Source organism: Acidobacteriota bacterium (assembly GCA_035471785.1).
In the GTDB taxonomy this organism is placed as follows: Bacteria; Acidobacteriota; UBA6911; order RPQK01; family DATIPO01; genus JANQFM01.
In genome coordinates this window covers 50,510-73,572 of record DATIPQ010000143.1, presented here as the reverse complement: position 1 = coordinate 73,572, position 23,063 = coordinate 50,510, and the positions used below count along the sequence as shown (strand labels likewise).

Here is a 23,063-nt window from a genome sequence, read left to right as displayed (position 1 = left end):
GGAGGCGTGATCCGCTTCCGCAATCCTGCCTTCGGCATCGCCGGCGTCCAGTCCAGCCCTCCCTTGAGCGGGTTCACCGTTCCCGTGCGCAATGAAGGCGGAATCAATACCGGAGTCGCCCTGCACAACGTGCAGGACTCGCCGATTTCGCTCCAATTCCAACTCCTGGATACGCAAGGAATGGAAGTCGCCGGCACTATGATGGCCGGCTTCCCCGCCCGCGCCCAGACCGCGGTCTTCATCACCGAACTCTTCGACGGCGTCGACCTGGCCGGAGGATTCAAGGGCTCATTGGTGGCGAGAAGCCAGGGCGGCTCGGTGGCGGCCATGGCGCTGGAGTTGGGTACCCAGGCAGGAGAATTCACCGCCCTGCCGGTTTCTCCTCTCCGCTAACAAGGAGTCGGTCTTCATGAACCCGTTGATAGAAAGCACCATGATGAAAAAAACTCTCGACGCCTTCGCTCTGGTTGTTCTCCTGATCTGCTGCTCAGCCCTGGCCCACGACCCGGGGCTGAGCAACTTGCGGATCGTCGTTGCCGAGAGCGAGATCAACCTGACCTTGCACCTCTCCGCTCATGACCTGCAGACCGTCCTCAGCGATGCAGGCAGCGAAACCGAAGAAAGCGAAGACCTGCGCGCGTTAGCCCGCGAGTTGATCGGGACCCGCCTGATTTCGGTCAGGCGGGTTGCCGAGGCGGACGGGGACCGGAAAATCATCTGCCGCTACTCAGCCCCGTCCGGCGCTTGGCCGCTGGCTGTGGAGGTACCTTTCCTGCAGCGGCTGGCCCGAGGGCACCGAATGTACGCCGTCGTCGTCGACGCCCGCGGACGCCAGATCGGCGAGGCCCTTCTGCACGCCGGCAACAACCGCCTCATGCTGACTCGCCCTGCTCCCAAAGCCGCGCCCTAGCAGGGCTCGCTTGAATGAAATTGTAGCCGAGACTTATGAAATCGAACCATCCGCCATTGGATTACGTTGACCCTGTTTGTGAGATGGACACTGGGCCGACTTTTTTTTCTCGCCGCCACTTCATTGCTTTCAGCCTGGACTCTGCTCGCTCAAGCGGACGGAACGATCCTGGAGATGGAGCCGTATTCCTTCCCCGCCTTCGAGGAGGCCGCCGAAGCCGGCGACATTGAGCTTTATGCCGAGCGCGAGGAATACCGGCGGGCGGTTGCCGATTCCGACTACGAATTCTTCAAGATCAGCTACCAAAGCGACGGGCTGGCGGTCCGCTGTTACCTGTACAGACCGGCAAAGCCAGCCCCCCGGCCTACGGTGGTTTTCAACCGGGGAAGCTACCTGCGCGGCGACATCGCCCCGGAACTCATCACGCTTTTTCATCGCTTCGCCCAAGAGGGATTCACCGTGCTGGCGCCGCTTTACCGCGGCAGCGACGGCGGCCAGGGACGCGACGAGATGGGCGGAGACGACCTCAATGACCTGCTCAACGTAGTACCGCTGGCAAAGTCGCTGGAGTCGGTCGACAGCGATCAGCTCTTTCTCTACGGCGAGTCGAGAGGGGGCATGATGGTCTTGCAGGCCCTGCGTGAAGGCTTTCCCGCCCGCGCGGCGGCCGTTTACGGAGCTTTTTCCGACTTGGGCGCCCTCTTCCAGGCCGAGCCTGAGCGCTACATGGCTATGGCCCGCCAGGTCTTCCCGGACTTTCCCCAGCGCATGGAAGACATCATCGAGCGGCGTTCAGCCGTCAAGTGGGCTGATCGCATAAGCGTCCCCTTGATGATCCTCCATGGCGGCGAAGACCAATCCATTCCCCCTCTGCATGCTCTCAAGCTGGCCGAGAAGCTGGAAGAATACGGCAAGACCTACGAACTGCTCATCTACGCCAACGACAACCACATCCTCTCCCGTCACCGCAACCCCCGCGACCGCCGCGTAGCCGCCTGGTTCCGCTCTCACGGCTCCCGCTAGGGCCAGTCGTGCAGTGCGTCAGAAGTTTTGAGCCACCCTGTGGCGTTATCCCACGCTTTCAGCGTTCGCACATTGGCCGTCTGAAACCCAGGGTGGCGCCGCCGTCTCGCTTGCGCTCGCCGGGGCTGACCCTGGGCTGGCGAATCGCTCGCCTTCAGCGAGCCGGGACTTCTAACACAGTCGCTGGGCTGGCGAATCTGTCCCTTTCAGAAGGGACAAAAAAACGGCGGCCCCGGCTCAGAGCTTATGACCGGCACTGGCCGGGGGTGACCCTGATGGGCTAGCGGGTCCGTCCCTTTTCAGGGACAAGAAACGGAGTAGACTGCTCGACCTGCCCGTTGGTCCAGAACGACATCATGTCCTGCGCCCTTCCCGGCGGCGGAGGGCCCCTACCACGGCTCTGCTTCGGTCTCCTACAAATGCAGGGAGCGCGGCATCTTCTAGCCTCACTCGTAGCGCAGGGCCTGGATGGGGTCGACTCGCGTGGCGCGCAGGGCCGGGAGGATGCTGGCGGCCAGTCCTACGGCCAGCGAGAGCAGGACGGCGCCCACGAAAGCCGGCGGATCGAGGACTCCCGCCAACACCAGGACGCTGGCCAGCAGCGTGGTGGCGAAAAACGCCAGCACCAATCCGGCCGCGATCCCGATGACCACGTAGAGCATTCCGCTGCGTACCACCAGGCCGAGGATGCGGGCGCGGTCGGCCCCTAAAGCCAGACGGATGCCGATCTCGCGGACGCGCCGGCTGACCGAATAGGAGACCATGCCGTAGAGTCCGATGGCCGTCAGGCACAGGGTGAGAAGGCCGAAGGCGGATGTGATGGCAGCCATGGCCCGGTTGAGGAAGAGCGGGATCTGGCGCAGCTCGTTGAAGGTCATCAGTTGGTTGGGCGCCAGCCGGCCGTCCAGCGCCCGCAGTTCCTGCCTCAGCAACCCGCGCATCCGGGCCGGATCGCCGCTGGTCCTGACGTGGACCGTCATGTGGGCGAAATAGGCCAGTTGGAAGGGCAGGTAGATGAATGAACGGGGTGATTCGGCCAGAGACGAATACTTGGCGTCGGAGGCCACCCCTACCACCTCTGCTTCGATCTCTTCGCCGGCGAAGGTGATCCTCTTGCCCAGCGCGCTCTCATCCGGCCAGTAGCGCTTGGCCATGGTTTCGTTGATAACGATGGGCGGCGGGGAGCCGGGTGTCGGTGCGGCGGTTCCGTGGGCGCGGCCCTCTTTGAGCGGGATTCCCATGGTCCTGAAGTAATCGGCGCCCACCGAATTGACGGCGATGGGGATGGCGCTGCGTCCCTGGGGAGGCTCATGGCCCGGGATGCGCACTCCCATGCGGTCGCTGGAACCCGCCAGGGGAACGATAGAGGCGACGCTGACGCCTTCCACGCCGGAGTGGGCCTGGAGGCGCTCGCTCAGGTCGCGGATGAAGGCGCGAGTCCGCGTTTCATCGTAGCCATGGCGCTGAAAATCGATCTCGGCCAGCAGCAGGTTGTCGGCGTTAAAGCCGGGGTTGAGGCTTTCTGCCATGGAAAGATCGCGCAACAGGAGGCCGGCCACCGTCATCAGCACCAGGGAAACGCACACCTGGGCCACCACCAGTCCGCCTTGCCAGCGGGTGCGGAAGCGGGTGGAGGTAGCGCTGGAAGCGTCTCCCTTGACGGCGGCAGCCACCTCGGTGCGGGCCGCCTGCATGGCGGGCACGAGTCCGAAGGCCACGCCCGCCGCCAGGGCCACCAGGAAAGTGAAGGCGATCAAGGTCCAGTTGAGTGACAGGTCGGGAGAAAAGGCGGCGAACTGCTCCAACGGCGGACGCGCCCACATCAGCACCTGCTGGGTCAGCAGGATCACGGGCAGGGCAGCCGGTCCGATGAGTACTGCCGTAAGGATGCTCTCGGTGAGGAACTGCCGCGTCAGTTGCCAGCGGTCGGCGCCCATGGCCTTGCGCACGGCGATTTCGCGTCCGCGGGCCGAGACGCGCGCCAGCATCAGGCTGGCCACGTTAGCGCAGGCCACCAGCAGCAGCAGTCCCGAGACGGCCATGACGAAAGCCAGCAGTCCCCGGGTGCCTTGGCGGTACTCTTCGGGAATGGCCGCGGCCGGCACCAGTTCGACGGTTAGCGCCTGGGCCTCGGCGGGGAAGTCCTGTGCGATGGATGCCACCACGCCTGCGATGCTGCTGCGTGCGCTCTCCAGGGTGATGTCGGGCCGCAGGCGTCCGGTGATGTTGAGCCATCCCCATCCCCAGCGCTCCCGCGACAACCCTCGCGGACGCACCTGCTCGTACATGCTCAGCGGAGCCCACAGTTCAGAGGCGAAGATGTCGTAGGCGCCGCGGAAGCCGGCCGGCATGACGCCCACCACCTCGAAAGGGTGGGTGTTGATGAAGACGGTGCCTCCCAGCACGTCAGGAGCCGCGCCGAAGCGCGTCCGCCACAGGCTCTCGCTGATGACGGCCACGGGATGTCCGCCTTCCGCCTGGTCGTCCCCCGGACTCAGTCCGCGCCCGAGCAGGGGCTGCACGCCCAGCACCTCGAAGTAGTTGCCGCTGACGATTTCGCCGCGCTTGATCTCGGCGCCCTCGCCCGTCCCCAGGCTGAAGGTGATCAGCGTATGGGCGGCCAGTCCCTGAAAGGCCCGGGCTCGGGAGCTCAGCTCGCGGTATTCAGGATAGGAAAAAGTACCGTAGCGGCTGCCGTCGGGAAGCTGCGAGAAGACCCGCATCAAACGGTCGGGCTGGGGCAGATCGGGCTGGCTGAGCAGCAGCGCGTCGGTGAAGCTGAAGATGGCGCCGTTGGCCCCCACGCCGATGGCCAGGATGAGTACGGCCACAAGAGTCATCCCGGGAGTCCGCCTGAGGACCCGAAGGCCGAAGCGGATGTCGTTCCAGATGGTACGCAAGGTCGTCTTCCTCGAAGAGGACGTCCGGGGCCGTTCTCTGAAAGAGCGGCCGAACGTCGACTTCATTCTTCTCCCGGCGATGGGCGGACGCACCTCGACCGTGAACAGTTGGTCGAAGTCGGCGTCCAGACCACGAAGCAGCCTCTCCCGGGTGCGTCCGCCGGGGTAGGGGCGCTTGCCGTTGACCAGCAGAGACAGGTGTCCCTTGCTGATACCCAGCCGGATGGCCCAGTGATTCTGGCTGAGCCTTCCGCGCTCCAACATGCGGGCCAGCTCCCGGTGTTTGAGGCGTATTCTCACGAGGCGTTTCGATTCTTGCCGACCCCGATTCCAGAAGTCAAGGGTCGGGTCCAGAAAGCGTTTTCAACTGTTCACGCCCGGCTTTCAGCGGAACAACGGTTCAGCGCCGCCGTGCTATTTTGAAGGGCATCTTCAGAGAATGAACAGGGGGGAACATGTTGAGTGCCGCCGTCACGACTTCTTCGTCCGCCACCTGATGGGCGTCGATCCTCCCGGCTGGAACTCCGGCCTCACGCTGAAGGAAGAAGACCAGGCCAACCCTGCCCAGAATTCGTCCAACGGTGCTCCGTCCCCCCACTCCTTCAACGACCCGTCCCCCTACGACCCGCCTCTCTGGTGGTGGTAGCGAGTGGAGAGTACTTAGCCGAAGACCCTTTCCAGAGGCAATTCCAGCTCCGGATAGTCATCCATTTGCAGGACCTCGGGGCGGTTGAAGGTGTTGAGCTGCTCGTAGCTGCCGTCGTCGCAAAGGCCCAAGACCTCGATGCGGTCCAGGTCGGGGTCTGCGATCCAGTAGTGAGAAACGCCGAAGCGCGAATAGAGCGCCGATTTCACCAAGACATCCCGTCGGCGGGTCGAGGGCGACAGAATCTCGACGACTGAGGTGGTCAAGTTGCTGCGGGGCCTTTGACAGTCAACTGGACCAGTCCTGGACCGGTCTTCCCTCCGACGGCAAAGATCCGGTGGACATGCCGTCACGTTTGCACTATAGTGGTTGCCACTACAATGAAGGACGCCAGACGATTCTTGCCGTTGACGCACTTGGCTTATCACGTCCTGCTGGCCTTGGCCGGCGGGGCGGGGCATGGGTACGCCATTGGGAAAGAAGTCGAGGAGAGGTCGGCAGGGAGGCTCTCGCCCGCTACCGGGAGCCTGTATCAGGTGCTGAAAAGGCTCCGCGAGGACGGCTTGATCGAGGAGGCGCCCGACGCGGCTCCATCAGGCGGGGATTCCCGCAGGCAGTATTTTCGCTTGACCCCGCTCGGAACCGCCGTGGCCGAAGCTGAGACGGCGCGTCTGAGGGAACTCTTGCTGGCCGCCAGGGAGCGCAATCTGGTTTCGGGAGATCTCTGAAGGTGTGGCTCTTTCGATGGCTGTTGAAGTTGGCTCCGGAACCGTTTCGACGGGCGTATGGCGCGGGGATGGAGAGAACCTTCCAGGAAAGGCTGCATGAAGCCCGGGAGCAGGGAGGACTGCGCCAGGCGGCATTCTGGCTTCATGAGTTGAGCAGTTTGGCCGGGCTCTCTCTTGCCGAACGCATGAGGCAAGGGAAGGTTGTATTGGCCAGGGAGCAGAGGAAAAGAAAGAGGGGCATGATGCTGGATGGGTTGTGGAGCGATCTTCGCCTGGCTTGGAAAACGCTGAAGCGCAAGCCGCTGGCTTCGGTTGTGGTGGTGGCCACCCTGGCGCTGGCCATCGGCGGAGGGAGCGCGGTTTTTTCGGTGGTGGAAGGCGTGGTTCTGCGCCCGCTTCCCTACCACGAGCCTGAGAGGCTGGTGGGTGTGTGGCAGTTGCAGCGCCACGACGCCGGCCAAAACTCGATGTCCTTGCCTAATTTTCTCGATTGGCAGGAGCAAAGCGAGACCTTCGCGGAGTTGGCGGCCTTTAAAGGGAGTTCCCTGGTGCTTTCCTACGAAGGGCGGACGGAGCGGGTAATGGGGGTTGAGTCCACTGCCGAGTTCTTTTCCGTCTTCGGGGTCGATCCTCTGCATGGCAGGACCTTCCTGCCTGACGAAGACGGGCCGGCCGGCCGGCGCGTGATCGTGCTTTCGCATGCCTTCTTCTCCAGCCGTTTCGGAGGCGATTCGGCCATCGTGGGTCAGTCGCTGACCCTCAACGGGCGGGCTTATGAGGTCATCGGCGTGATGCCGCCGGAGTTCCGCACGCCCGATTACCCCAACGCCCAGTTCTGGGAGCCGATCCGCGAGGACGCCGAGTCCTCTTGCGGACGCGGATGCCTGATCTACCGGTCGGTGGGGCGGCTGGCTGACAACGTCAGCATGAGCCAGGCTTCGGCCGAACTGAACACCATAAGCCGGCGTTTGGAAGAGGCTCATCCCGAAGACAATGCCGGCGTGGGGGCCATGCTGGTCGACCTGCACCAGCAGACCGTAGGCGATGTGCGTCCCATTCTCTCGCTGCTGGTGGCCGCCGTGGGACTGCTTTTGCTCATCGCCTGCGCCAATGTCACCAACATCCTCTCCGCCCAAGCCGCCGTCCGCCGCTCCGAGGCCGCCATGCTGCAGGCGCTGGGGGCCTCTTCGGGACGCCTGATGCGGCGACTCTTGCTGGAGGGGTTGCTGCTGGCCGGAGTCGGCGGCGCCCTCGGACTGTTGATGAGCTTCCTGGGGCTGGACGCGCTGCTCGCGCTGGCACCGGAGGAATTGCCCCGCCTCGACCAAATCACCCTCAACGCCCCGGTGGTGCTCTTCAGCCTGCTGGTCACGGCCGCCACCGGAATCCTTTTCAGCCTGCTGCCCGCCTTTCAATTGAAACGTCAACAGCCGGCCCAGGTCCTGTCCTCTTCAGGACGTACTCACTCGGGCGGCGGAGGCGGCTACTCGCGCCAGGCCCTGGTGCTGGTGCAGGTGGCCATGGCCGTCCCCCTGCTCATCGCCTGCGGACTGCTGCTGCGCAGCTTTTGGACGCTGGCCGCAGCCGAGGTGGGATTCCAGTCGGAACGCCTGCTGGCCGCCCGCGTCTACCTGGCCGGCGAGCGCTACGAAACCGACCGTCAGCCCCGGCTCGACTTCTTCCGCCGCCTGCTGGAGGAGGTGCGCAGCCAGCCCGGAGTGCGGGCTGCGTCAACCGTCTGGATTCCTCCGCTGACCGACAATGCCGTCATCACAAGCTTCACCATACAAGGCCGCCCCGAGCCGCCGCCGGGACAGCATCCCGGAGCCGAAATGCGGGTGGTCGGCGATCGCTATTTCAGCACGGTCGGCATCCCTCTCCTCAAGGGACGTGCCTTCGACGACACCGACCTCCCGGAAAGCCAGAAGGTGGCCGTCATCAGCAAAGCCATGGCCGACCGTCACTGGCCTGACAGCGATCCGCTGGGCCAGTTCGTCGAATTGGGCCTGAGCTTTGCAGGGGATCACGAAGGCCAATACCACCAAATTGTGGGTGTGGTGGGAGACGTCAAGCTGCGCGGACTGGCGGTGCCTGAACGGGCCACCGTCTACTTGCCCTATTCTCAGAACGCTCCCACCGTGATGAGCCTGATGATGCGTTATGACGGCGACAGCGGACCGTTGGTGGAAAGCGTCCGTAAGGCGGTGGCCGATCTCGACCCCAACCTGGCCGTCTACGACATCCGAAGCATGAGCGAGAGCCGGGCCCGAGGACTGGTCGAGCCCCGTTTCTACGCCCTGATGTTGGGATACTTCGCCGTCGTCGCCGCCCTGCTGGCGGTGCTGGGAGTCTATGGCGTGGCCGCCTACCAAACCGCCTCGCGGACGCGCGAGATCGGCATCCGCATGGCCCTGGGCGCCCGCCGCGGCCAGGTCCTGCAAGCCGTCATGCGCTCCGGCCTGGGACCGGTGGCCTTAGGCCTCCTCCTGGGCACCGTCGTCGCTTTCAGCCTGTCCAACCTGCTGATGGGCCTTCTCCATGGCGTCGACCCCCTTGACCGGCTCACTTTCGCCTCGGCCTCATCCCTGTTGCTGTTGGCTGCCGTCGGCGCCGTCTACCTCCCCGCCCGCCGCGCCTCCCGAATCGACCCCTCCATCTCCCTCCGCTGGCAGTGAGGAGGGGCCGGTTGAGCTTCGGACGATCAACTCCGGCTGGATGGAGACGGTGGCGCCCAGGTCGGCGCCTGAATCGAGGTGGGAGAGGAGGAGGCGGGCTGCTCTTTGGCCCATTTGGCGCAAGGGTTGGCGGATGGTGGTGAGAGGCGGGTTGAGGAAAGGGGTGCTGCCTAAGTCGTCGAATCCGATGATTGAGAGGTCTTCGGGAATCTTGAGACCGGCATCGAGGAAGGCTCGGGTGGCGCCGATGGCCGAGATGTCGTTGAAGGCGAAGAGGGCGGTGAAGGGGAGCCCGGTGTCGAGGAGTTTGCGGCCGTATTGGAAGCCTTCCTGGTAGCCTCCCTCCTGTTGGAAGGATTCACCGTAGGAGGGCGATTGCAGTTGCAGGACCAGGCGGGGGTCGATTTCCAGGTCGAGCGATGAGGCCGCCGCTTCGATGGCGCGCCAGCGGTCGGCGGCGTCGACGTTGCCGGCCGAGCCTTTCAGGTAGGCGATTCGCCGGTGCCCCAGTTGGCTCAGGTGGGAGAGCGCCTGGTGAACCGCGGCGCCATGGTCGAGCACCACGCTGGTGCTGCCCTTCACGGGACGGTGCCCCGAGATGACCACGCAGGGAAGGGGGGGAGGACCCTCGAGCTGGGCCGCGATGAGGATGAGTCCCTCCACCCCGCGGTCCTCCAGCAGGCGCATGGAGCGCTCCAACTGGGCCGGTCGTGATCGGTGGCTGACCATCAGGTAGGAGTAGCCGTCGGCGTCCAACTGCGATTCCACGCCGCTCAGCAAGCCGGCGCTGTAGCCTTCGCTGAACTCGGGCACCAGCACGCCTACCGAAAACGTCCGCTTGCCTCGGAGGGAGCGGGCCAGGTAGTTGGGACGGTATCCCAGCTCCTCGGCCGCCTGTGTCACCTTGGCCCGAGTCTCGGCGGCCAAGGCCTGCGCCCGGGGAGCCCCGCTCAGCACCAGCGAGACGGTCGAAGGCGAGACGCCGACGCGCTCGGCGATGTCCTTTAAGGTGACCCGCTTAGGGGTTTGACTGGATCGATCCACGAGATTCTTTTCTGATAGCGCCCGGAGGCACGTAACGCTATCTCACGCCTTCAGCGTTCTGGCTGCTGTGCTGTCGCAACCCAGGGTGGCGCTTCCGTCTCGCTTCGCTCGTCGGAGCTTACCCTGGGCTAACGAATCGCTCGCCTTCAGCGAGCACGGACTCGGTCTCAACTCGCTCGCCGGCTCGGCCTACGCAGCCCTGGCGAATAGGGGCGGATCGCTCGCCTTGAGCGAGCACGGACTCCCTCGAAAGGGGTTGCCGACGCTCCGAACTCATCTTGACATTACCTGCGAGATGGTATTAAATCACGCCTCATCGACGAGTTCAATCGTTTGAATAAAGAAGATCAGGTGGAGATACCGTCATGGGGAACACTGCCGGCATCGCGGCGCTGGACTGGGTCGTCATCGGCATCTACTTCGCTATCGTGGCCGACATCGCCGGCTGGGCCATCCGGCGCGAGCGCAGCGGTAGGGAAACCTCGGCCGGCTGCTGTCAGGAATCACGCTGATTCTGGTAGGCCTGGTCATGATTCATTTTTCACCTCTTTTCTTCAACTGAGCAAAGGACATAAGCGCATGGCACTGAACGATCTTCGTCCTCAAGCCCAACAGCGCTCGCCGGAAGAGCTGGTCCGGCATCTGCAGAGCTTCGAGCTGGACCTCAAGTTCTCGGCGGGCATTTGGTTTTTCTCTCCCTTCGACTCCCGCTTTCACGACAAGTACAAGGCCGACATCGGGCTGGAGCAGCGCCTGGAGATCGCCGCCGGCCTCAAGGACTACGGGCTGGCGGGACTGGAAGCCCATTACCCCAACGAAATCAACGAAGATAATCTCGAGATTTGGAAGTCGTTCGCCAGGGACACGGGGATTCCGCTCATTACCGTGGTTCCGCTGCTCTTTTACGATCCTCAGTTCGAGTGGGGGTCGCTTTCCAGTCCCCTGCCGGGGCCGCGCCAAGCCGCTATTCAACGAACTGTCGAGGCCTTCCAGATTGGGCAGGAGGTAGGGGCTGATTTCTCGGTGGTGTGGCCGGGCATCGACGGCTACGAGAACCCTTTCGGAGTCGACTTCGCCGCCATGAGGCGCCGCTTCAGCCAGGGCCTGACCCAGGCCATGGACGCGGTGCCCGGCACTCGCGTGGCCTTCGAACCCAAGCCCTACGAACCCCGCGGACGCATTCTCTACGGACTCACTCCCGAAGGCGTGCTGCTGGGCCACGAGGTCGAGGCCCAGCTCGAGCATCCGCGCAACCGCGAATTGCTCGATGAAGGCCACAAGCTGATGTGCATGAATCCCGAGATCGGCCACGTCCACATGGGATTCGAGGACCTGCCCTACGCTTTGAGCTGGCCGCTGGGCGAAGGACGCCTGGCACACACCCACTGGAACAGCCAGCCCCTGGGCAACTACGACCAGGACCTCAACGTGGGAGCGGTCTCGCCCGAGCAGATGGAAGCCGGACTCTACACCCTCAAGATGCACGGCTACCAGGGCTACTTCGGTATCGACATCAATCCCGAGCGGATGCCCGTCGACGTGGCCCTCAAGATCTCCATGGACGCGCTGCGGGCCGCCAACGACCGCATCAACGGCCTGGATCATGCCGGTATCGTAGAGGCCATGATGCGTCCCGACGTCCATCGCGGCTGGATCGAAGCCCACCTGGTGCGTCAACGGGCGCCCGACCCGGCCGCCCTTCCGCCCATTGAAGAGACGCTTTCCAGCAAGGAGAAGAAATGATGCGCCTTAACGCCGTCCTCGCCCTGTTGCCGGCCCTGCCGTCGCCGCATCCTGTCTTGCTGGCTCAGGATGCCTCCCAGCCGCTTTACAAAGATTCCGATCAGCCGGTGGTTCTCAGGGTGGAGTGACGATGAGCTTGGCTCTCGGCATCGATGTTTCCACGACGGCCACCAAGGCCCTCTTGTTGAGCGAGAAAGGGGAGGTGGTGTCGGTGGCTTCCTCTTCCTACGAGCTGTCGACGCCGCGTCCGCTGTGGGCCGAGCAGGACCCCAGGCTTTGGTGGGAGGCGGCCTGCCAGGCCGTCAAAAGGGCGCTGCAAGAGGCTGGAGCCGCTGCTGATTCGGTGTGTGGGGTGGGACTGACCGGGCAGATGCACGGGCTGGTGCTGTTGGATGAGAGCGGAGAAGTGCTGCGTCCCGCCATTTTGTGGAACGACCAGCGGGCTTCAGCTCAATGCGACGAGATCCGCCGCCGTCTGGGGCTGAGGAAACTGGTCGAGATCACCGGCAACGACGCTTTTCCCGGATTCACGCTGCCCAAGCTGATGTGGGTGCGCCGCCATGAGCCCGAGATTTATTCCCGCCTCCGCCGGGTGTTGCTTCCCAAGGACTACCTGCGCTACAAGCTGACGGGAGGGTTCGCCACCGACAAAGCCGGGGCGGGCGGTACTTTGATGCTCGATCTGCGCAGCCGCGATTGGTCGCCGGAATTGCTGCAGGCCTTTGACGTCCCCTCGAGCTGGCTGCCGCCTACCCACGAAGGCACTGAAGTCACCGGGGAAATCAGCGCGTCCGGCTCCCGTTTCACCGGCTTGGCAGTGGGAACGCCGGTGGTCGGGGGAGGCGGCGATCAAGCAGCCGGAGCCGTGGGAACGGGCGCCTGCAAGCCAGGTGTCGTCTCCCTCACGCTGGGGACGTCAGGCGTGGTCTTCGCTTCCTCGGAGCGTCCGTTAACTGACGATAAAGGCGCGCTCCATGCCTTCCCTCACGCCCTGCCCGGCACCTGGCACGTCATGGGCGTCATGCTCTCGGCCGCCGGCAGCCTGCGCTGGCACCGCGACGTCGCCGCCGCGGGAATGGACTTCGCCGAACTGGTGCAGGAAGCGGCCGACATCGCGCCGGGCTGCGACGGCTTGCTCTTCCTCCCCTATCTGTCAGGCGAGCGGACGCCTCACGCCGATCCTAAAGCGCGGGGAGCCTTCCTGGGACTGACCCTCTCCCACCAGCGCGCTCACATGACCCGGGCCGTGCTGGAAGGCGTCGCCTTCGCCTTGGCCGATAACCTGGCGCTCATGCAAAGGGTCGGCATTTCCGGCGTGCGCCAAATCCGCCTCGCCGGCGGCGGAGCCCAGAGCCCGGTGTGGCGTCAGATTCTGGCCGACGTCCTCGACACCGAACTGGTGGCCGTTGAGGCCCCTGAAGGCGCCGCCCTGGGCGCCGCCATGCTGGCCGGCATCGCAACCGGCCTCTGGCCCGACATCGAGCAGGCCACTCAGGCTGCCGTCAATCTGGGCCAGCCCATCCGTCCCCGCCCCGACAGCGCAGAAGCTTACCGTCCCCACTACGACCGCTTCCGTGAGGCTTACCGCTCCTTGCGTCCGCTCTTTGAACTCTAGCCGTTTCAACACTTCGAACTTCGCAAATCGAACCTCGACCTTCGACCTGGCTCAGCGGTCGAGGACGAAGATGAGGTAGGTGTTGAGGATGTAGGCCAGGGCCAGGAAGACGCTGACCCAGCCGACGATTCTGAAGGGGCGGTGGCGGGTGCCCTGGTAGATTCCGACGACCGCCAATCCCGTCATGATCATGGAGGAGAGCGCCGAAATCAGGTGCAGCGGCGAAGCGGCGGCCAGCAGAGGGCCCGGCAAGAAAGCGCTGTCGGCGACGGCCAGAACCAGGATGTTGAAGAGGTTGGAGCCGAAGAGGTTGCCCACCGCCATGTCGATGGCGCCCAGGCGGGCCGCGGCCAGGGTCACGACCATTTCGGGCAGGGAGGTGGCCAAGGCGATGAAAAGGCTGCCGATGAAGGTGCTCTGCCAGCCCATGGCCGCTCCCAGGTCCTCGCCCACGAAAGGCAGCCAGATGCCCACGCCCACCACCACCAGGGAAGCCGCCGTGTAGCCGAATACCGCCTTGGGAAGACTCACGTGCAGGTAGTCGAAGTCGGCTTCCACCGTCATCTCAGCCTGGCGGCTGCGTTCAAATGTGAAGATGTTGCGCATGGCCAGCAGATAGATGGCCACGATCAGGGGAGTGGAGAGGCTGACGTGCAGTAAATGCGGCGGTTCGCCGTATCCGGCCAGCACCAGGCTGAAGGCGCCCACGCCGATGATGACCAGACTGTAGCAGGCCGAAACGATGAGTCCGTTGTTGGTTCTCTCATAGACCGAGTCGGGACGCAGGACGAAGTCGATGAGAACGATGATGGCCAGGTTGAAGACGCAGCTTCCGAAAATGCCTCCCACGGCGATGTCGGGCGCCTGAGCCAGGGTTACGGCGCTGAGTGCGGTGACCAGCTCGGGAAGGGAAGTCACCGTGGCCAGCATCAGTATCCCGATCCAGGTGCCGCTCAAGCCCGTCTTCTCGGCGATCACGTCTCCGTAGAGGGAAAGCCGGCTTCCGGCCAGGCCGATGAGAAGGAGGCACACGGCGAACTCGATCCACGCCATCACCATCGGGCCCGTTCCCCCTTTGCCATCGCTGCATGGTACGCGAATGGGTCGGCTCAGATCAAAGCCGACCATGTGCAGCGGTCGAGGACGAAACATCTGTACCCGTAAACACATCTCTAGTAGCGATGACAGAGAAAAGAGATTTGAGAAACGACTTGACCTGGGGCTGATCGGATCTTAGGTCTTTAGCATGGCGGTCGGGGGGGACAGCGTCCCGGCCTTGACATAGATTTTCGAATTCGGCCCGCCTGACGGAGCGATTCCGGGGCGGGCCGGGTTCTCTCTGGACAAAAAACATGCAAGACAACGCTACTGAAAACAGATCGAGCCTTCCGCTGCTGCCGCTCAAGAACTCGGTGGTTTTTCCCCACCTGCTGGCTCCCCTTTCGGCCGGGCGCCCCCAATCGATGGCAGCTATCGAGACGGCTCTCAACACGGAATCCAAGGAAATCCTCATCGTGGCCCAAAAAGATGCCTCGGTGGAGAATCCTCAATCGTCCGACCTCTACGAGGTGGGCGTTCGGGCCATCATCCGCAAGGTGGCTCGCCGCGAGAAGTCGATGGAAGTGCTGGTTCAGGGAGTGGAGCGCGTCAGGCTGGACGCCGTGGGTGCAGGGGCCGATGGCTACTTGCAGGCCTACTTTTACCCCGCTCCCATCCGCGAGGACGACTCGGCCGAGACGGAAGCCCTCTTTCGCTCCGTGCTGGAGACCTCGGCGCAGGTCTTCGCGCTGGCCCGCCATCAGGACTCCTTCGACCTCAATGCGCTGCTGGGCAAGACCAGCGACCGTCCGCGCATCACCTACCTGCTGACGTCAATGGCGGGCATGGAGGTCGAAAAAGAGCAGAAGATCCTGGAAGCCAACTCGCTCGGTGTGGCCCTTCAGCAGTTGAGCGACATTCTCAGCTACGAACTGCAGGTGCTGGAGCTTCGCGAGAAGATCTCCAGCCAGGCCCAGAGCGAGATCAACCAGGAGCAGCGGCAGTACATCCTGCGCCGCCAACTGCGCCAGATTCAGCAGGAACTGGGAGAAGAGGACGGCGAGGGAGCCGAGATCGAGATGCTGCGCGAGCGCCTGGAGGAGGCCGAACTGCCGGAGGAGGCCCACAAGGAGGCTGAACGCGAGCTGAAGCGCCTCTCGCGACTGCAGGCCGCTTCGCCCGAGTACCACACCATACGGACTTACCTCGACCTGATCCTCGACCTGCCCTGGAACAAGACCACCCAGAGCGAGATCGACCTGCAGCACTCCAAAGACGTGCTGGATGAAGATCACTACGATCTGGAAGAGGTCAAGGAGCGCATCCTCGACCAGTTGGCGGTGCACAAGCTCAATCCCGGCGCCAAGGCGCCCATCATCTGTTTCGCTGGACCTCCGGGCGTGGGTAAGACCTCGCTGGGCAAGTCCATCGCCCGATCGCTCAACCGTCCCTTCGAGCGCATCAGCCTGGGCGGACTGCACGACGAGTCGGAACTGCGCGGACACCGCCGCACTTATATCGGTTCCATGCCGGGACGCATCATCCAGGCTTTGCGCCGCGCCGGCAGTAAAGATCCGGTGCTGATGCTGGACGAGATCGACAAGCTGGGACGCGACTTCCGGGGAGATCCGGCGGCCGCCCTGCTGGAGATCCTGGATCCGGCCCAGAACCATACTTTCCGCGACAACTACGTGGATCTGCCTTTCGACCTTTCCAAGGTCTTCTTCATCGTCACGGCCAACACCCTGGGGACTATCCCGCGTCCCCTGCTGGACCGTCTGGAAGTGATCCGCCTGGAAGGCTACACCGCCGACGAGAAAGTGCAGATCGCCAAGCGCTACCTGGTGCCGCGCCAAATCGACGAAGTGGGACTCGATGAGCAGCAGTGCGTCATTGGCGACGACACCCTGGAGCGCATCGTCGACCGCTATACCCGCGAAGCGGGCGTCCGCCAACTGGAGCGGGCGGTGGGCAAGATCGCCCGCAAGGTGGCGCGCCAGTTCGCCGAGGGCCGGCAAGAGGCCGTGCAGGTGCAGATCGGCGATCTGGACGACATGCTGGGCGTGGAGCTTTTCTTCCCCGAGGAGGCGCGCCGCAAGCTGTCGCCGGGGGTGGCCACGGGACTGGCCTGGACGGAAAGCGGAGGGGACGTCCTCTTTATCGAGGCCTCCCTGCTGCCGGAAGGCCGCGGACTGACCTTGACCGGCCAATTGGGTGAGGTGATGCAGGAGTCGGCCAAGGCGGCTCAAAGCTATATCTGGTCGCGGGCCCAGCAGTTCGGCATCGATCCAAAGCAGTTCAAAAACTCAGGTGTGCACATCCATATCCCGGCCGGAGCCATCCCCAAGGACGGCCCCTCGGCCGGCGTGACCATGGTAACGGCGCTGGCCTCACTCTACTCCAAGACGGCGGCCCGGGCCGATACCGCCATGACTGGCGAAATCACCCTCTCGGGGCTGGTGTTGCCGGTGGGAGGGGTCAAGGAAAAAGTGCTGGCCGCTCAGCGGGCGGGAGTCGGCCGCGTGATTCTGCCCGCCCAGAACCGCAAGGATCTCAAGAAGCTCCCCGACAACGTGGCCGGGCAAATGGAGTTCATCTTCGTGGAGAACGTGGACCAACTGCTCAGCGCCACTATACCCGAGATCCCCAACTGGAAGCCCACCCTGTCCGATTCGGACTCGGCGCACGTGGTTTGAAGCAGTCCGGCGGGCTTCAGTCCTTTGCCGCCAGGTAACCCTCGCGGTGGCGCAGTCGCAGGTTCTTGCGCTCGCTTCGGACCTCGATCTTGCGGAACTCGCCGTCCCTCTCGGGATTGGAAGAGACGTAGGAGAGAGTGTAGAGCGAGCGCAGTTCCTCGGCGATGGAGGCGAAGACCGTGGCCAGGTTCGATACGTCCGAGCGGGCCTTGAAGTTCTCGCCTCCGGTGAACTTAGCCAGATTCTTGAGATAGCTTTGAGCGATGTTGTAGCGCAGCCTCTCGCGCTCGATCGCTTCGCGCTCTTCCTGGATGTCGCGGGGGGTGCGGCGCCGCGGCGGTGTGGGAACTGGGACCGGCAGCGGATTGATATCGGGCGTGGGCGTGGGACTTTGACCGGGTACGGTGGGCGGAGATCCCGCGGGCGGAGCTCCCAAGGGTCCTGCCGTGGGGTTCCGATAGTACTCGCGGATTTTCCTGATGGCGTCCATCTCGGTGTCGAAGTAGACGGTGTAGATAAGGGTATTCGACTCCTTGGCCTTGTCCAGCGTGTCCCTGGAACTCGTCAGGTGGCTGGCGGTATCGACACCGTCGGTGAAGATCACCAGAACCCGTCTGTAGCGACTGCGCTCCATCTGTTCCAGAGCCAGCCAGACGGCCTCGTAAACCTGCGTGGAATCGCCGGTGCGCGTCGACTTGATGGCCCGGTGGGTGTCGTCGCGGTTGGCAGTGAAGTCGGAGTCGAAGTAAACCTCGTCGTCGAATGAAATCACCATCACTTCGTCCTGGGGGTGAAGGGCATTGACGAAGTGAATGGCGGCGTCCTGAATCTGGCCCAGCTTGCCCACCGTGCTGTAGCTGGTGTCGAGCACCAGTCCCACGCTGAAGGGCGCCTCCACGGGGAAGAAATTGAGGATCTCCTGCTCGACGCCCTCCTCGTAGATTCTGAAGTCGTCCTTCTTCAAGCCCTTGACCGGAGTTCCGTTTGGCGTGACGGCCAAGACGTCGACTTTGACGGCGTCGACGCGGGCGTCGATGCTGGGAGGCTGCTGCTGATCCTGGGATTGGGCCTGCGCCCAGAGCGGACACACGGCCAGGAAAACAACAAGAAACATCCGAATAGCGCGCTGATGTGGCATGAAATCTCTCCCTACTTATATTGTCCGATGCGCCGGCGCTTGGAAAGTATCAGCCTGGAAGCTCGACACCAGACTGGAAAAATTCCCGCCGGCTATAGAATAGCCGCGCTTAAGAGGGCGTAATCAACATTGCTATGACGAAATTTCATCGAGGCATTCTCATCAACAAGATTCCTGTTTCGACCATCCCCGGCCTGATCTTCGCCGCGGGGGTGGTCGCGATCGTGCTGATCGGACTTCCCACCCTGATCGTCCCCTTCCTGGCCTGCATCGTGCTGGGCGTGGCTTTGGCCTTCGTGCGGCGATGGTGGCTCAACCGCACCTGAGAGAGGAGCGTCTCGGCTGCTCCGCCCACCCTTTCCCGCCTCCCGGCTCGCTTCCCGCCTTCCATACCGATACAATGTCTCCCGCAACAATTCGAGCAACGGCGGGAGGATACGCCACCATGACACAGAGAATCATCAGTGCACTGCTGATTGTGCTGCTGGGCGCCTGCGGGGTCCCCTCGGGCGATCCGGCGGACGATTCCGGCAGCGAAATCGAGGCTAAGTTGAACAAGTACACGACCGTCCGGCTGACGACCGACCTGTCCGTCCTCGGCGATGAGCAGAAAAAGATCATCCCCTACCTCATCGAGGCCGCCAAGGCCATGGACGGGGCCTTCTGGCAACAGGCCTACGGCGACAAGAGCGAACTGATGCGGTCCATCTCCGATCCCCGGGTACGCCGTTACGCCGAGATCAACTACGGTCCCTGGGACCGCCTGGAGGAGAACGAACCCTTCGTCGAAGGCATCGGTCCCAAGCCCGCCGGAGCCAATTTCTATCCTCGCGATATGAGCAAGGACGAGTATCAGCAGGCGCTGGCCGACAACCCCGCCCTGGGCAGCCTTTACACCATGGTGAGGCGCGACCAGGACGGCGACCTGCAGGCCATTCCCTATTCAGAGTTCTTCCAGGACTCCTACGCCGTGGCTTCTCATTGGCTGGGCCGGGCCGCCCTGATGGCCACGAACGAAGGACTCAAGAAGTACCTCGACTCGCGCATCCAGGCCCTGCAGACCGACGAGTACCGGCCCTCCGACATGGCCTGGATGGACATGAAGGACAATACCCTCGATATCGTCATCGGTCCCATCGAGACCTACGAAGACCAACTGAACGGCGCCAAGGCCGCCAACGAGGCTTACGTACTGGTCAAGGATCAGGAATGGAGCCGCCGCCTGGCCCGCTACACCAGCATGCTGCCCGACCTGCAGGGCCAGCTTCCCGTGGATAAGGCCTACAAGAGCGAGACCCCGGGGCTGGAGTCCGACCTCAACGCCTATGACGTCGTCTACTACGCGGGCGACTGCAACGCCGGGTCCAAGACCATCGCTATCAACCTGCCCAACGACGAAGCCGTGCAGTTGGCAAAGGGCACCCGCCGCCTGCAACTGAAGAACGCCATGAGGGCCAAGTTCGACAAGATTCTGCTGCCGCTGTCCGACGAGATGATCGCTCCCGATCAGCGTCAGTTCATCGACTTCGACGCCTTCTTTTCAAACGTCATGTTCCACGAGGTGGCTCATGGACTGGGCATCAAGAACACCATCTCGGGAGAGGGCACGGTCCGCCAGGCTCTCAAGGAGAAGGCCTCCACGCTGGAAGAGGGCAAAGCCGACATCCTGGGACTCTTCATGGTCACCAAGCTGATCGACGGCGGCCAACTCGACTCCGACGTCCGCACCAATTACGTGACCTTCCTGGCCAGCATCTTCCGCTCCATCCGCTTCGGACTGGCCAGCGCCCATGGACGGGCCAATCAGGCCGAATTCAACTTCCTGCAAGAAGCGGGGGCCTTTCGCTACGACTCGGAAAACCATACCTACTCGGTAGATTTCGAGAGGATGCGCGAAGGGGTCGAGAAAATGGCGGCCCGCATCCTGACCCTGCAAGGCGACGGAGACTATGACGGCGTGAACCAGTTTTTGGAAGACTACGGCAAAGCCGGCGCCGACCTGGAATCCGACTTGCAGAGACTGGCCGAGAAGGGCATTCCCGTAGACATCGTTTTCGAACAGGGCGTGGAAGTCCTGGGACTGCAACCGGTGGCAGCCGAGGAGGAATAAGCCGCGCGCAGGAGGTCGGCCTATGGTTCGAAGACGGCCTGCTGGAAGTCTTTCCAACGGACCAGCACACGCCTGCCGTCATCGAGCTCGACGATAATGCCGTTGTTGTCCTCATCGACGTCGGCGCTGTCCTCGAGTTCGAAGGTGGGCCCCTGACGCAGCTTGACGCGGGCGCCCCGGTTGGTCTTTTCGATCGACTCGATGGCGGAGAAGAGCAGCGAGTAGCTCCAGTCGTCCTGCTCGCCGTCCAGCGTCTCCCAGGTGTAGGACTCGTCATTGTCCCAACGGATCTGGCCCCGGTAGGTCTTGCCGCTTTCGTCGGTGACGGTTCCCCGCAGCGGCGCCGACTCGGTGAAGTCGTCATACAAGAGAGGTTTCTCGGGGTCCTGCAGGACAAGGCTGCGGTAATCCCTCCAGGGCACGATCACTTCGCCCCATTCAGGGACGGCCACGACGATGCCGCGATTGTCGTTGTCGACGTCATTGGTGCCCGACAACACCAACTCGCGTCCGTCCTTGAGCTTAACCTTGGAAGCCCTGCGGCTCTCCTTTTCGATGGAAGCGATCTGGGAGAAGGGAAGGGAATAATCTTCGCCGTCCTGCTCGCCGTCCAATTCTTCGTTGCTGAGGGATTCGTCGCGGTCCCAGGTGATGTAGCCGGTGAAGGTCTCTCCCTGTTCGGTGGTGAGCACGCCATGAATGCGGCTCCCCACCTTGGAGCGGGCGCCCTGCGGCGGTGCTTTAAAGTCGATCCTCTCCACCCCGCGCCAGCGGAGTTTGACCTCGCCCTTCTCGGCGTCCTCGATGACGGAGGTTCCCAGGGCTGTTCCCATGTCGTTGGACCCGGCGTAATAGGTGATCTGGCGTCCTGAGCGCAAGGTGAGCCGGGCGTCGGAGCGATTCAGGATCTCGATGCTGCGGATCTGCCCGAAACGCACTGCCGAGGCGCGCCGGTTGGAATCCTCGTCGCCGTCATCCAGCCGCAAGCCCAAGAAGTAGGTCGGTTTCTCCTCCTCATGCTCAGGCATCAGTTCTTTCAACTGGCGCATGTGCTCTTCGGAGATTCTCTTGCCGCCGTTGAAGAGGTCGACCCAGGCCGTTTCCGTCCCTCCCCAGCGGATAAAACCCTCTAACACCTCGCCGTCGGCGAGGGTGATTCTTCCGTAGAGGCGGTCGCCGTCGGCGGTTGAGGCAGCCGCGGCGCTCAGGCATCCGGCCAGTGCTGAAACGAGGGCCAAGATTCGAATCTGCGAGCATAGGGTTCTCATAGTGTATTTTCCTTCCACATCCAAGGGCTTTCCCTAGCATACGGCAGACCACCCCCTGGATGTTCAACGCTTCTCGGGCAAGAGAAGTTAACAGGCGTCGAAATGCACCGGCCATTCGACCGCGGATGTGCGATTGGGTAACCTGTCAGCGGGAGGACAGAAGGTATGAAGATGATGACGACGAAGATGGGGATTCTGGCCCTGGCGCTACTCACCCTGGGGCCGCTTTCCGGCGTTGCGGCATCCGCCCAATTATGGGCTGGCTGGCAGGAGCAGGAATGGCATCCCGACTGGGAGGCCCTGGCCGAGGCCATTGCCTACCGGCTGGAGTTGCAGCCGGGAGAGAAGGTGCTCTTGCTCACCTATCCTGGACGCTTCCAGTCCCTGGCCGACCAATTGAGGAGCCAGGTGCGCCGGGCGGGCGCGGTGGACATGGGGCAGATGGAGGTTTGGCGGTTCACGCCTACCGGCGATCCCGCCTTTCAACCGGACGAGGCCTGGAATCGGGCCCGCGAGGCGGCACGCGAAATGCTCTCCGACGTTGACGTCACCCTCAAGTTGCCGGGAGCCCTCCCCTTCCACGCGCCTTACCAGGCCGTGCAGGATCTGCTGCGCCAAGGAAAGGGACGCACGGTGCATTTTCACTGGGAAGGAGCCTACGATCTGCAGGGCAATGCCCTTCCCGTCAGCGAAAGAGTCAGCCGCCTCTATGAGAAAGCCGTCCTGGAAACCGACTATGACGCCGTAGCCGAGACCCAGCGAAGCTTCGAATCGGCCATGCGCCAGCATCCCGTCCGCGTCACCACCCCCGCCGGAACCGACATCACTTTCCGCATCGGCGGCCGTCCGGTGACCCGCCAGGACGGGGACGCCTCGGCCACCCGGGCCTCGCAGGCACGCAACCTCATCGACCGCGAAGTGGAGCTGCCCTGCGGCGCCATCCGCGTGGCGCCCCTGGAGGAATCCGTCGAGGGCGTCATCGTCTTCCCCGAGACGACCTGGGCGGGCCAGAAGGTGCGCAACTTGCGCATGCGCTTCGAGAGGGGGCGGGTAGCCGAATGGAGCGCCCAAGAAGGCGCCCAGGCTGTGCAGGAAGAAATGGCGCAGGCCGGCGACGCTTCACGCGCTTTCCGTGAATTCGCGTTGGGATTCAACCCTCTGCTGGCAGTCCCCCGGGAAGATCCTTGGATTCCTTACTACGGCTACGGCGCCGGAGTGGTCCGTCTTTCCTTGGGCGACAACAGCGAACTCGGGGGCAACGTCGGCGGGGGCTACGTGCGCTGGAACTTCTTCGTCGACGCCGATGTGCAGGTGGGCGATGAAGCGTGGGTCCAACAAGGACGGCTGACCGCTCCGCGCTAGGCTTCGCAACCGCGATTTGAGAGTTGGCCTAGTGCTGCCGGCCATAAGTTCTGAGCCAGGGCCTTGCCAAGTTCGAGGTGCGATATGCGAAGTTCGAAAGAACCCCGAAGGGGTGCCATTCGCCAGCCCAGGGTCAGCCCCGGCGAGGGCAAGCGAGACGGCGGCGC

Annotated in this window: 20 protein-coding genes; 14 read left to right on the top strand and 6 right to left on the bottom strand. The window is 63.4% G+C overall.

Going from position 1 to position 23,063, the window contains the following annotated elements:
* From VLU25_20440 to VLU25_20430, 3 genes are all read left to right on the top strand, one after another.
* Positions 1-393, top strand: a 393-nt coding sequence (locus tag VLU25_20440; GenBank protein HSR70310.1) for a hypothetical protein, incomplete at its 5' end; no start/stop codon positions are given.
* Positions 394-433: 40 nt separating this feature from the next.
* Positions 434-910: a hypothetical protein gene (locus VLU25_20435; protein ID HSR70309.1), complete on the top strand. Its 477-nt coding sequence runs from the start codon at positions 434-436 to the stop codon at positions 908-910.
* A gap of 174 nt (positions 911-1,084) precedes the next feature.
* Positions 1,085-1,933, top strand: coding sequence for a prolyl oligopeptidase family serine peptidase (locus tag VLU25_20430; protein HSR70308.1), 849 nt, complete (start codon positions 1,085-1,087; stop codon positions 1,931-1,933).
* Between the two features lie 446 nt (positions 1,934-2,379).
* Here VLU25_20430 and VLU25_20425 read toward each other — a convergent pair whose 3' ends face one another.
* Complete coding sequence (locus tag VLU25_20425; GenBank protein HSR70307.1) at positions 2,380-5,133, bottom strand: ADOP family duplicated permease; 2,754 nt, start codon at positions 5,131-5,133, stop codon at positions 2,380-2,382.
* A 139-nt stretch (positions 5,134-5,272) separates the two neighbouring features.
* On the opposite strand from VLU25_20425, the gene VLU25_20420 reads away from it, so the two are divergent.
* Positions 5,273-5,479 carry a hypothetical protein gene (locus VLU25_20420; GenBank protein ID HSR70306.1) on the top strand — a complete coding sequence of 69 codons (207 nt, stop codon included), beginning with the start codon at positions 5,273-5,275 and terminating at the stop codon, positions 5,477-5,479.
* Between the two features lie 14 nt (positions 5,480-5,493).
* Here the strand turns inward: VLU25_20420 and VLU25_20415 are convergent, their stop codons facing one another.
* Positions 5,494-5,940: a Uma2 family endonuclease gene (locus VLU25_20415; GenBank protein HSR70305.1), complete on the bottom strand. Its 447-nt coding sequence runs from the start codon at positions 5,938-5,940 to the stop codon at positions 5,494-5,496.
* Between VLU25_20415 and VLU25_20410 the strand changes: the two genes are divergently transcribed.
* Complete coding sequence (locus tag VLU25_20410) at positions 5,881-6,207, top strand: PadR family transcriptional regulator (protein ID HSR70304.1); 327 nt, start codon at positions 5,881-5,883, stop codon at positions 6,205-6,207. The two genes, VLU25_20415 and VLU25_20410, sit on opposite strands and share 60 nt — an antisense overlap.
* Before the next feature lie 239 nt (positions 6,208-6,446).
* Entirely contained in the window at positions 6,447-8,882 is a 2,436-nt protein-coding gene (locus VLU25_20405) for an ABC transporter permease (GenBank protein ID HSR70303.1), read from the top strand.
* Here VLU25_20405 and VLU25_20400 read toward each other — a convergent pair.
* The gene (locus VLU25_20400) at positions 8,787-9,926 is read right to left on the bottom strand and encodes a LacI family DNA-binding transcriptional regulator (GenBank protein ID HSR70302.1); all 1,140 of its coding nucleotides are present in this window, start codon (positions 9,924-9,926) and stop codon (positions 8,787-8,789) included. The genes VLU25_20405 and VLU25_20400 overlap by 96 nt on opposite strands.
* A 365-nt stretch (positions 9,927-10,291) precedes the next feature.
* Between VLU25_20400 and VLU25_20395 the strand changes: the two genes are divergently transcribed.
* The 4 genes from VLU25_20395 (at position 10,292) to xylB (ending at position 13,284) form a co-directional block, all read left to right on the top strand.
* Positions 10,292-10,438: a hypothetical protein gene (locus tag VLU25_20395; GenBank protein ID HSR70301.1), complete on the top strand. Its 147-nt coding sequence runs from the start codon at positions 10,292-10,294 to the stop codon at positions 10,436-10,438.
* Positions 10,439-10,505: 67 nt separating this feature from the next.
* The gene (locus VLU25_20390; protein HSR70300.1) at positions 10,506-11,669 is read left to right on the top strand and encodes a TIM barrel protein; all 1,164 of its coding nucleotides are present in this window, start codon (positions 10,506-10,508) and stop codon (positions 11,667-11,669) included.
* On the top strand, positions 11,666-11,797 hold the full coding sequence (locus VLU25_20385; protein ID HSR70299.1) for a hypothetical protein: 132 nt from the start codon (positions 11,666-11,668) through the stop codon (positions 11,795-11,797). The genes VLU25_20390 and VLU25_20385 overlap by 4 nt, the downstream gene beginning before the upstream one ends.
* 2 nt (positions 11,798-11,799) lie before the next feature.
* Entirely contained in the window at positions 11,800-13,284 is a 1,485-nt protein-coding gene (gene xylB, locus VLU25_20380) for a xylulokinase (protein HSR70298.1), read from the top strand.
* A gap of 51 nt (positions 13,285-13,335) precedes the next feature.
* On the opposite strand, the gene VLU25_20375 is transcribed toward xylB, so the two are convergent.
* A complete protein-coding gene (locus VLU25_20375; protein HSR70297.1) occupies positions 13,336-14,343 on the bottom strand; it encodes a sodium:calcium antiporter in 1,008 nt (335 codons plus the stop codon).
* 293 nt (positions 14,344-14,636) lie between these two features.
* On the opposite strand from VLU25_20375, the gene lon reads away from it, so the two are divergent.
* On the top strand, positions 14,637-17,018 hold the full coding sequence (lon, locus tag VLU25_20370) for an endopeptidase La (protein HSR70296.1): 2,382 nt from the start codon (positions 14,637-14,639) through the stop codon (positions 17,016-17,018).
* Between the two features lie 16 nt (positions 17,019-17,034).
* Here lon and VLU25_20365 read toward each other — a convergent pair whose 3' ends face one another.
* Positions 17,035-18,132 carry a VWA domain-containing protein gene (locus tag VLU25_20365; GenBank protein ID HSR70295.1) on the bottom strand — a complete coding sequence of 366 codons (1,098 nt, stop codon included), beginning with the start codon at positions 18,130-18,132 and terminating at the stop codon, positions 17,035-17,037.
* Positions 18,133-18,290: 158 nt separating this feature from the next.
* On the opposite strand from VLU25_20365, the gene VLU25_20360 reads away from it, so the two are divergent.
* Both VLU25_20360 and VLU25_20355 read left to right on the top strand, forming a co-directional pair.
* Positions 18,291-18,482, top strand: coding sequence for a hypothetical protein (locus VLU25_20360; GenBank protein ID HSR70294.1), 192 nt, complete (start codon positions 18,291-18,293; stop codon positions 18,480-18,482).
* A 119-nt stretch (positions 18,483-18,601) separates the two neighbouring features.
* Positions 18,602-20,266 carry a Zn-dependent hydrolase gene (locus VLU25_20355; protein HSR70293.1) on the top strand — a complete coding sequence of 555 codons (1,665 nt, stop codon included), beginning with the start codon at positions 18,602-18,604 and terminating at the stop codon, positions 20,264-20,266.
* 20 nt (positions 20,267-20,286) lie between these two features.
* On the opposite strand, the gene VLU25_20350 is transcribed toward VLU25_20355, so the two are convergent.
* Positions 20,287-21,534, bottom strand: coding sequence for a hypothetical protein (locus VLU25_20350; GenBank protein HSR70292.1), 1,248 nt, complete (start codon positions 21,532-21,534; stop codon positions 20,287-20,289).
* 171 nt (positions 21,535-21,705) lie between these two features.
* Here VLU25_20350 and VLU25_20345 point away from each other — a divergent pair, with 171 nt between their 5' ends.
* Positions 21,706-22,896 (top strand): aminopeptidase, encoded by a 1,191-nt coding sequence (locus VLU25_20345; protein ID HSR70291.1) that lies wholly within the window; start codon positions 21,706-21,708, stop codon positions 22,894-22,896.
* Positions 22,897-23,063: the final 167 nt, after the last annotated feature.

Excerpts from the sequence above, each read along its gene's own strand:
- VLU25_20420 (HSR70306.1), top strand. The coding sequence starts at position 5,273 with ATGAACAGGGGGGAACATGTTGAGTGCCGCCGTCACGACTTCTTCGTC.
- VLU25_20390 (HSR70300.1), top strand. The coding sequence starts at position 10,506 with ATGGCACTGAACGATCTTCGTCCTCAAGCCCAACAGCGCTCGCCGGAA.
- VLU25_20365 (HSR70295.1), bottom strand. The coding sequence starts at position 18,132 with ATGTTTCTTGTTGTTTTCCTGGCCGTGTGTCCGCTCTGGGCGCAGGCC.
- VLU25_20415 (HSR70305.1), bottom strand. The coding sequence starts at position 5,940 with ATGCCCCGCCCCGCCGGCCAAGGCCAGCAGGACGTGATAAGCCAAGTG.
- VLU25_20405 (HSR70303.1), top strand. The coding sequence starts at position 6,447 with ATGATGCTGGATGGGTTGTGGAGCGATCTTCGCCTGGCTTGGAAAACG.
- VLU25_20345 (HSR70291.1), top strand. The coding sequence starts at position 21,706 with ATGATGACGACGAAGATGGGGATTCTGGCCCTGGCGCTACTCACCCTG.
- VLU25_20385 (HSR70299.1), top strand. The coding sequence starts at position 11,666 with ATGATGCGCCTTAACGCCGTCCTCGCCCTGTTGCCGGCCCTGCCGTCG.
- VLU25_20355 (HSR70293.1), top strand. The coding sequence starts at position 18,602 with ATGACACAGAGAATCATCAGTGCACTGCTGATTGTGCTGCTGGGCGCC.
- VLU25_20350 (HSR70292.1), bottom strand. The coding sequence starts at position 21,534 with ATGAGAACCCTATGCTCGCAGATTCGAATCTTGGCCCTCGTTTCAGCA.
- xylB (HSR70298.1), top strand. The coding sequence starts at position 11,800 with ATGAGCTTGGCTCTCGGCATCGATGTTTCCACGACGGCCACCAAGGCC.
- VLU25_20375 (HSR70297.1), bottom strand. The coding sequence starts at position 14,343 with ATGGTGATGGCGTGGATCGAGTTCGCCGTGTGCCTCCTTCTCATCGGC.
- VLU25_20360 (HSR70294.1), top strand. The coding sequence starts at position 18,291 with ATGACGAAATTTCATCGAGGCATTCTCATCAACAAGATTCCTGTTTCG.
- VLU25_20395 (HSR70301.1), top strand. The coding sequence starts at position 10,292 with ATGGGGAACACTGCCGGCATCGCGGCGCTGGACTGGGTCGTCATCGGC.
- VLU25_20435 (HSR70309.1), top strand. The coding sequence starts at position 434 with ATGATGAAAAAAACTCTCGACGCCTTCGCTCTGGTTGTTCTCCTGATC.
- lon (HSR70296.1), top strand. The coding sequence starts at position 14,637 with ATGCAAGACAACGCTACTGAAAACAGATCGAGCCTTCCGCTGCTGCCG.
- VLU25_20430 (HSR70308.1), top strand. The coding sequence starts at position 1,085 with ATGGAGCCGTATTCCTTCCCCGCCTTCGAGGAGGCCGCCGAAGCCGGC.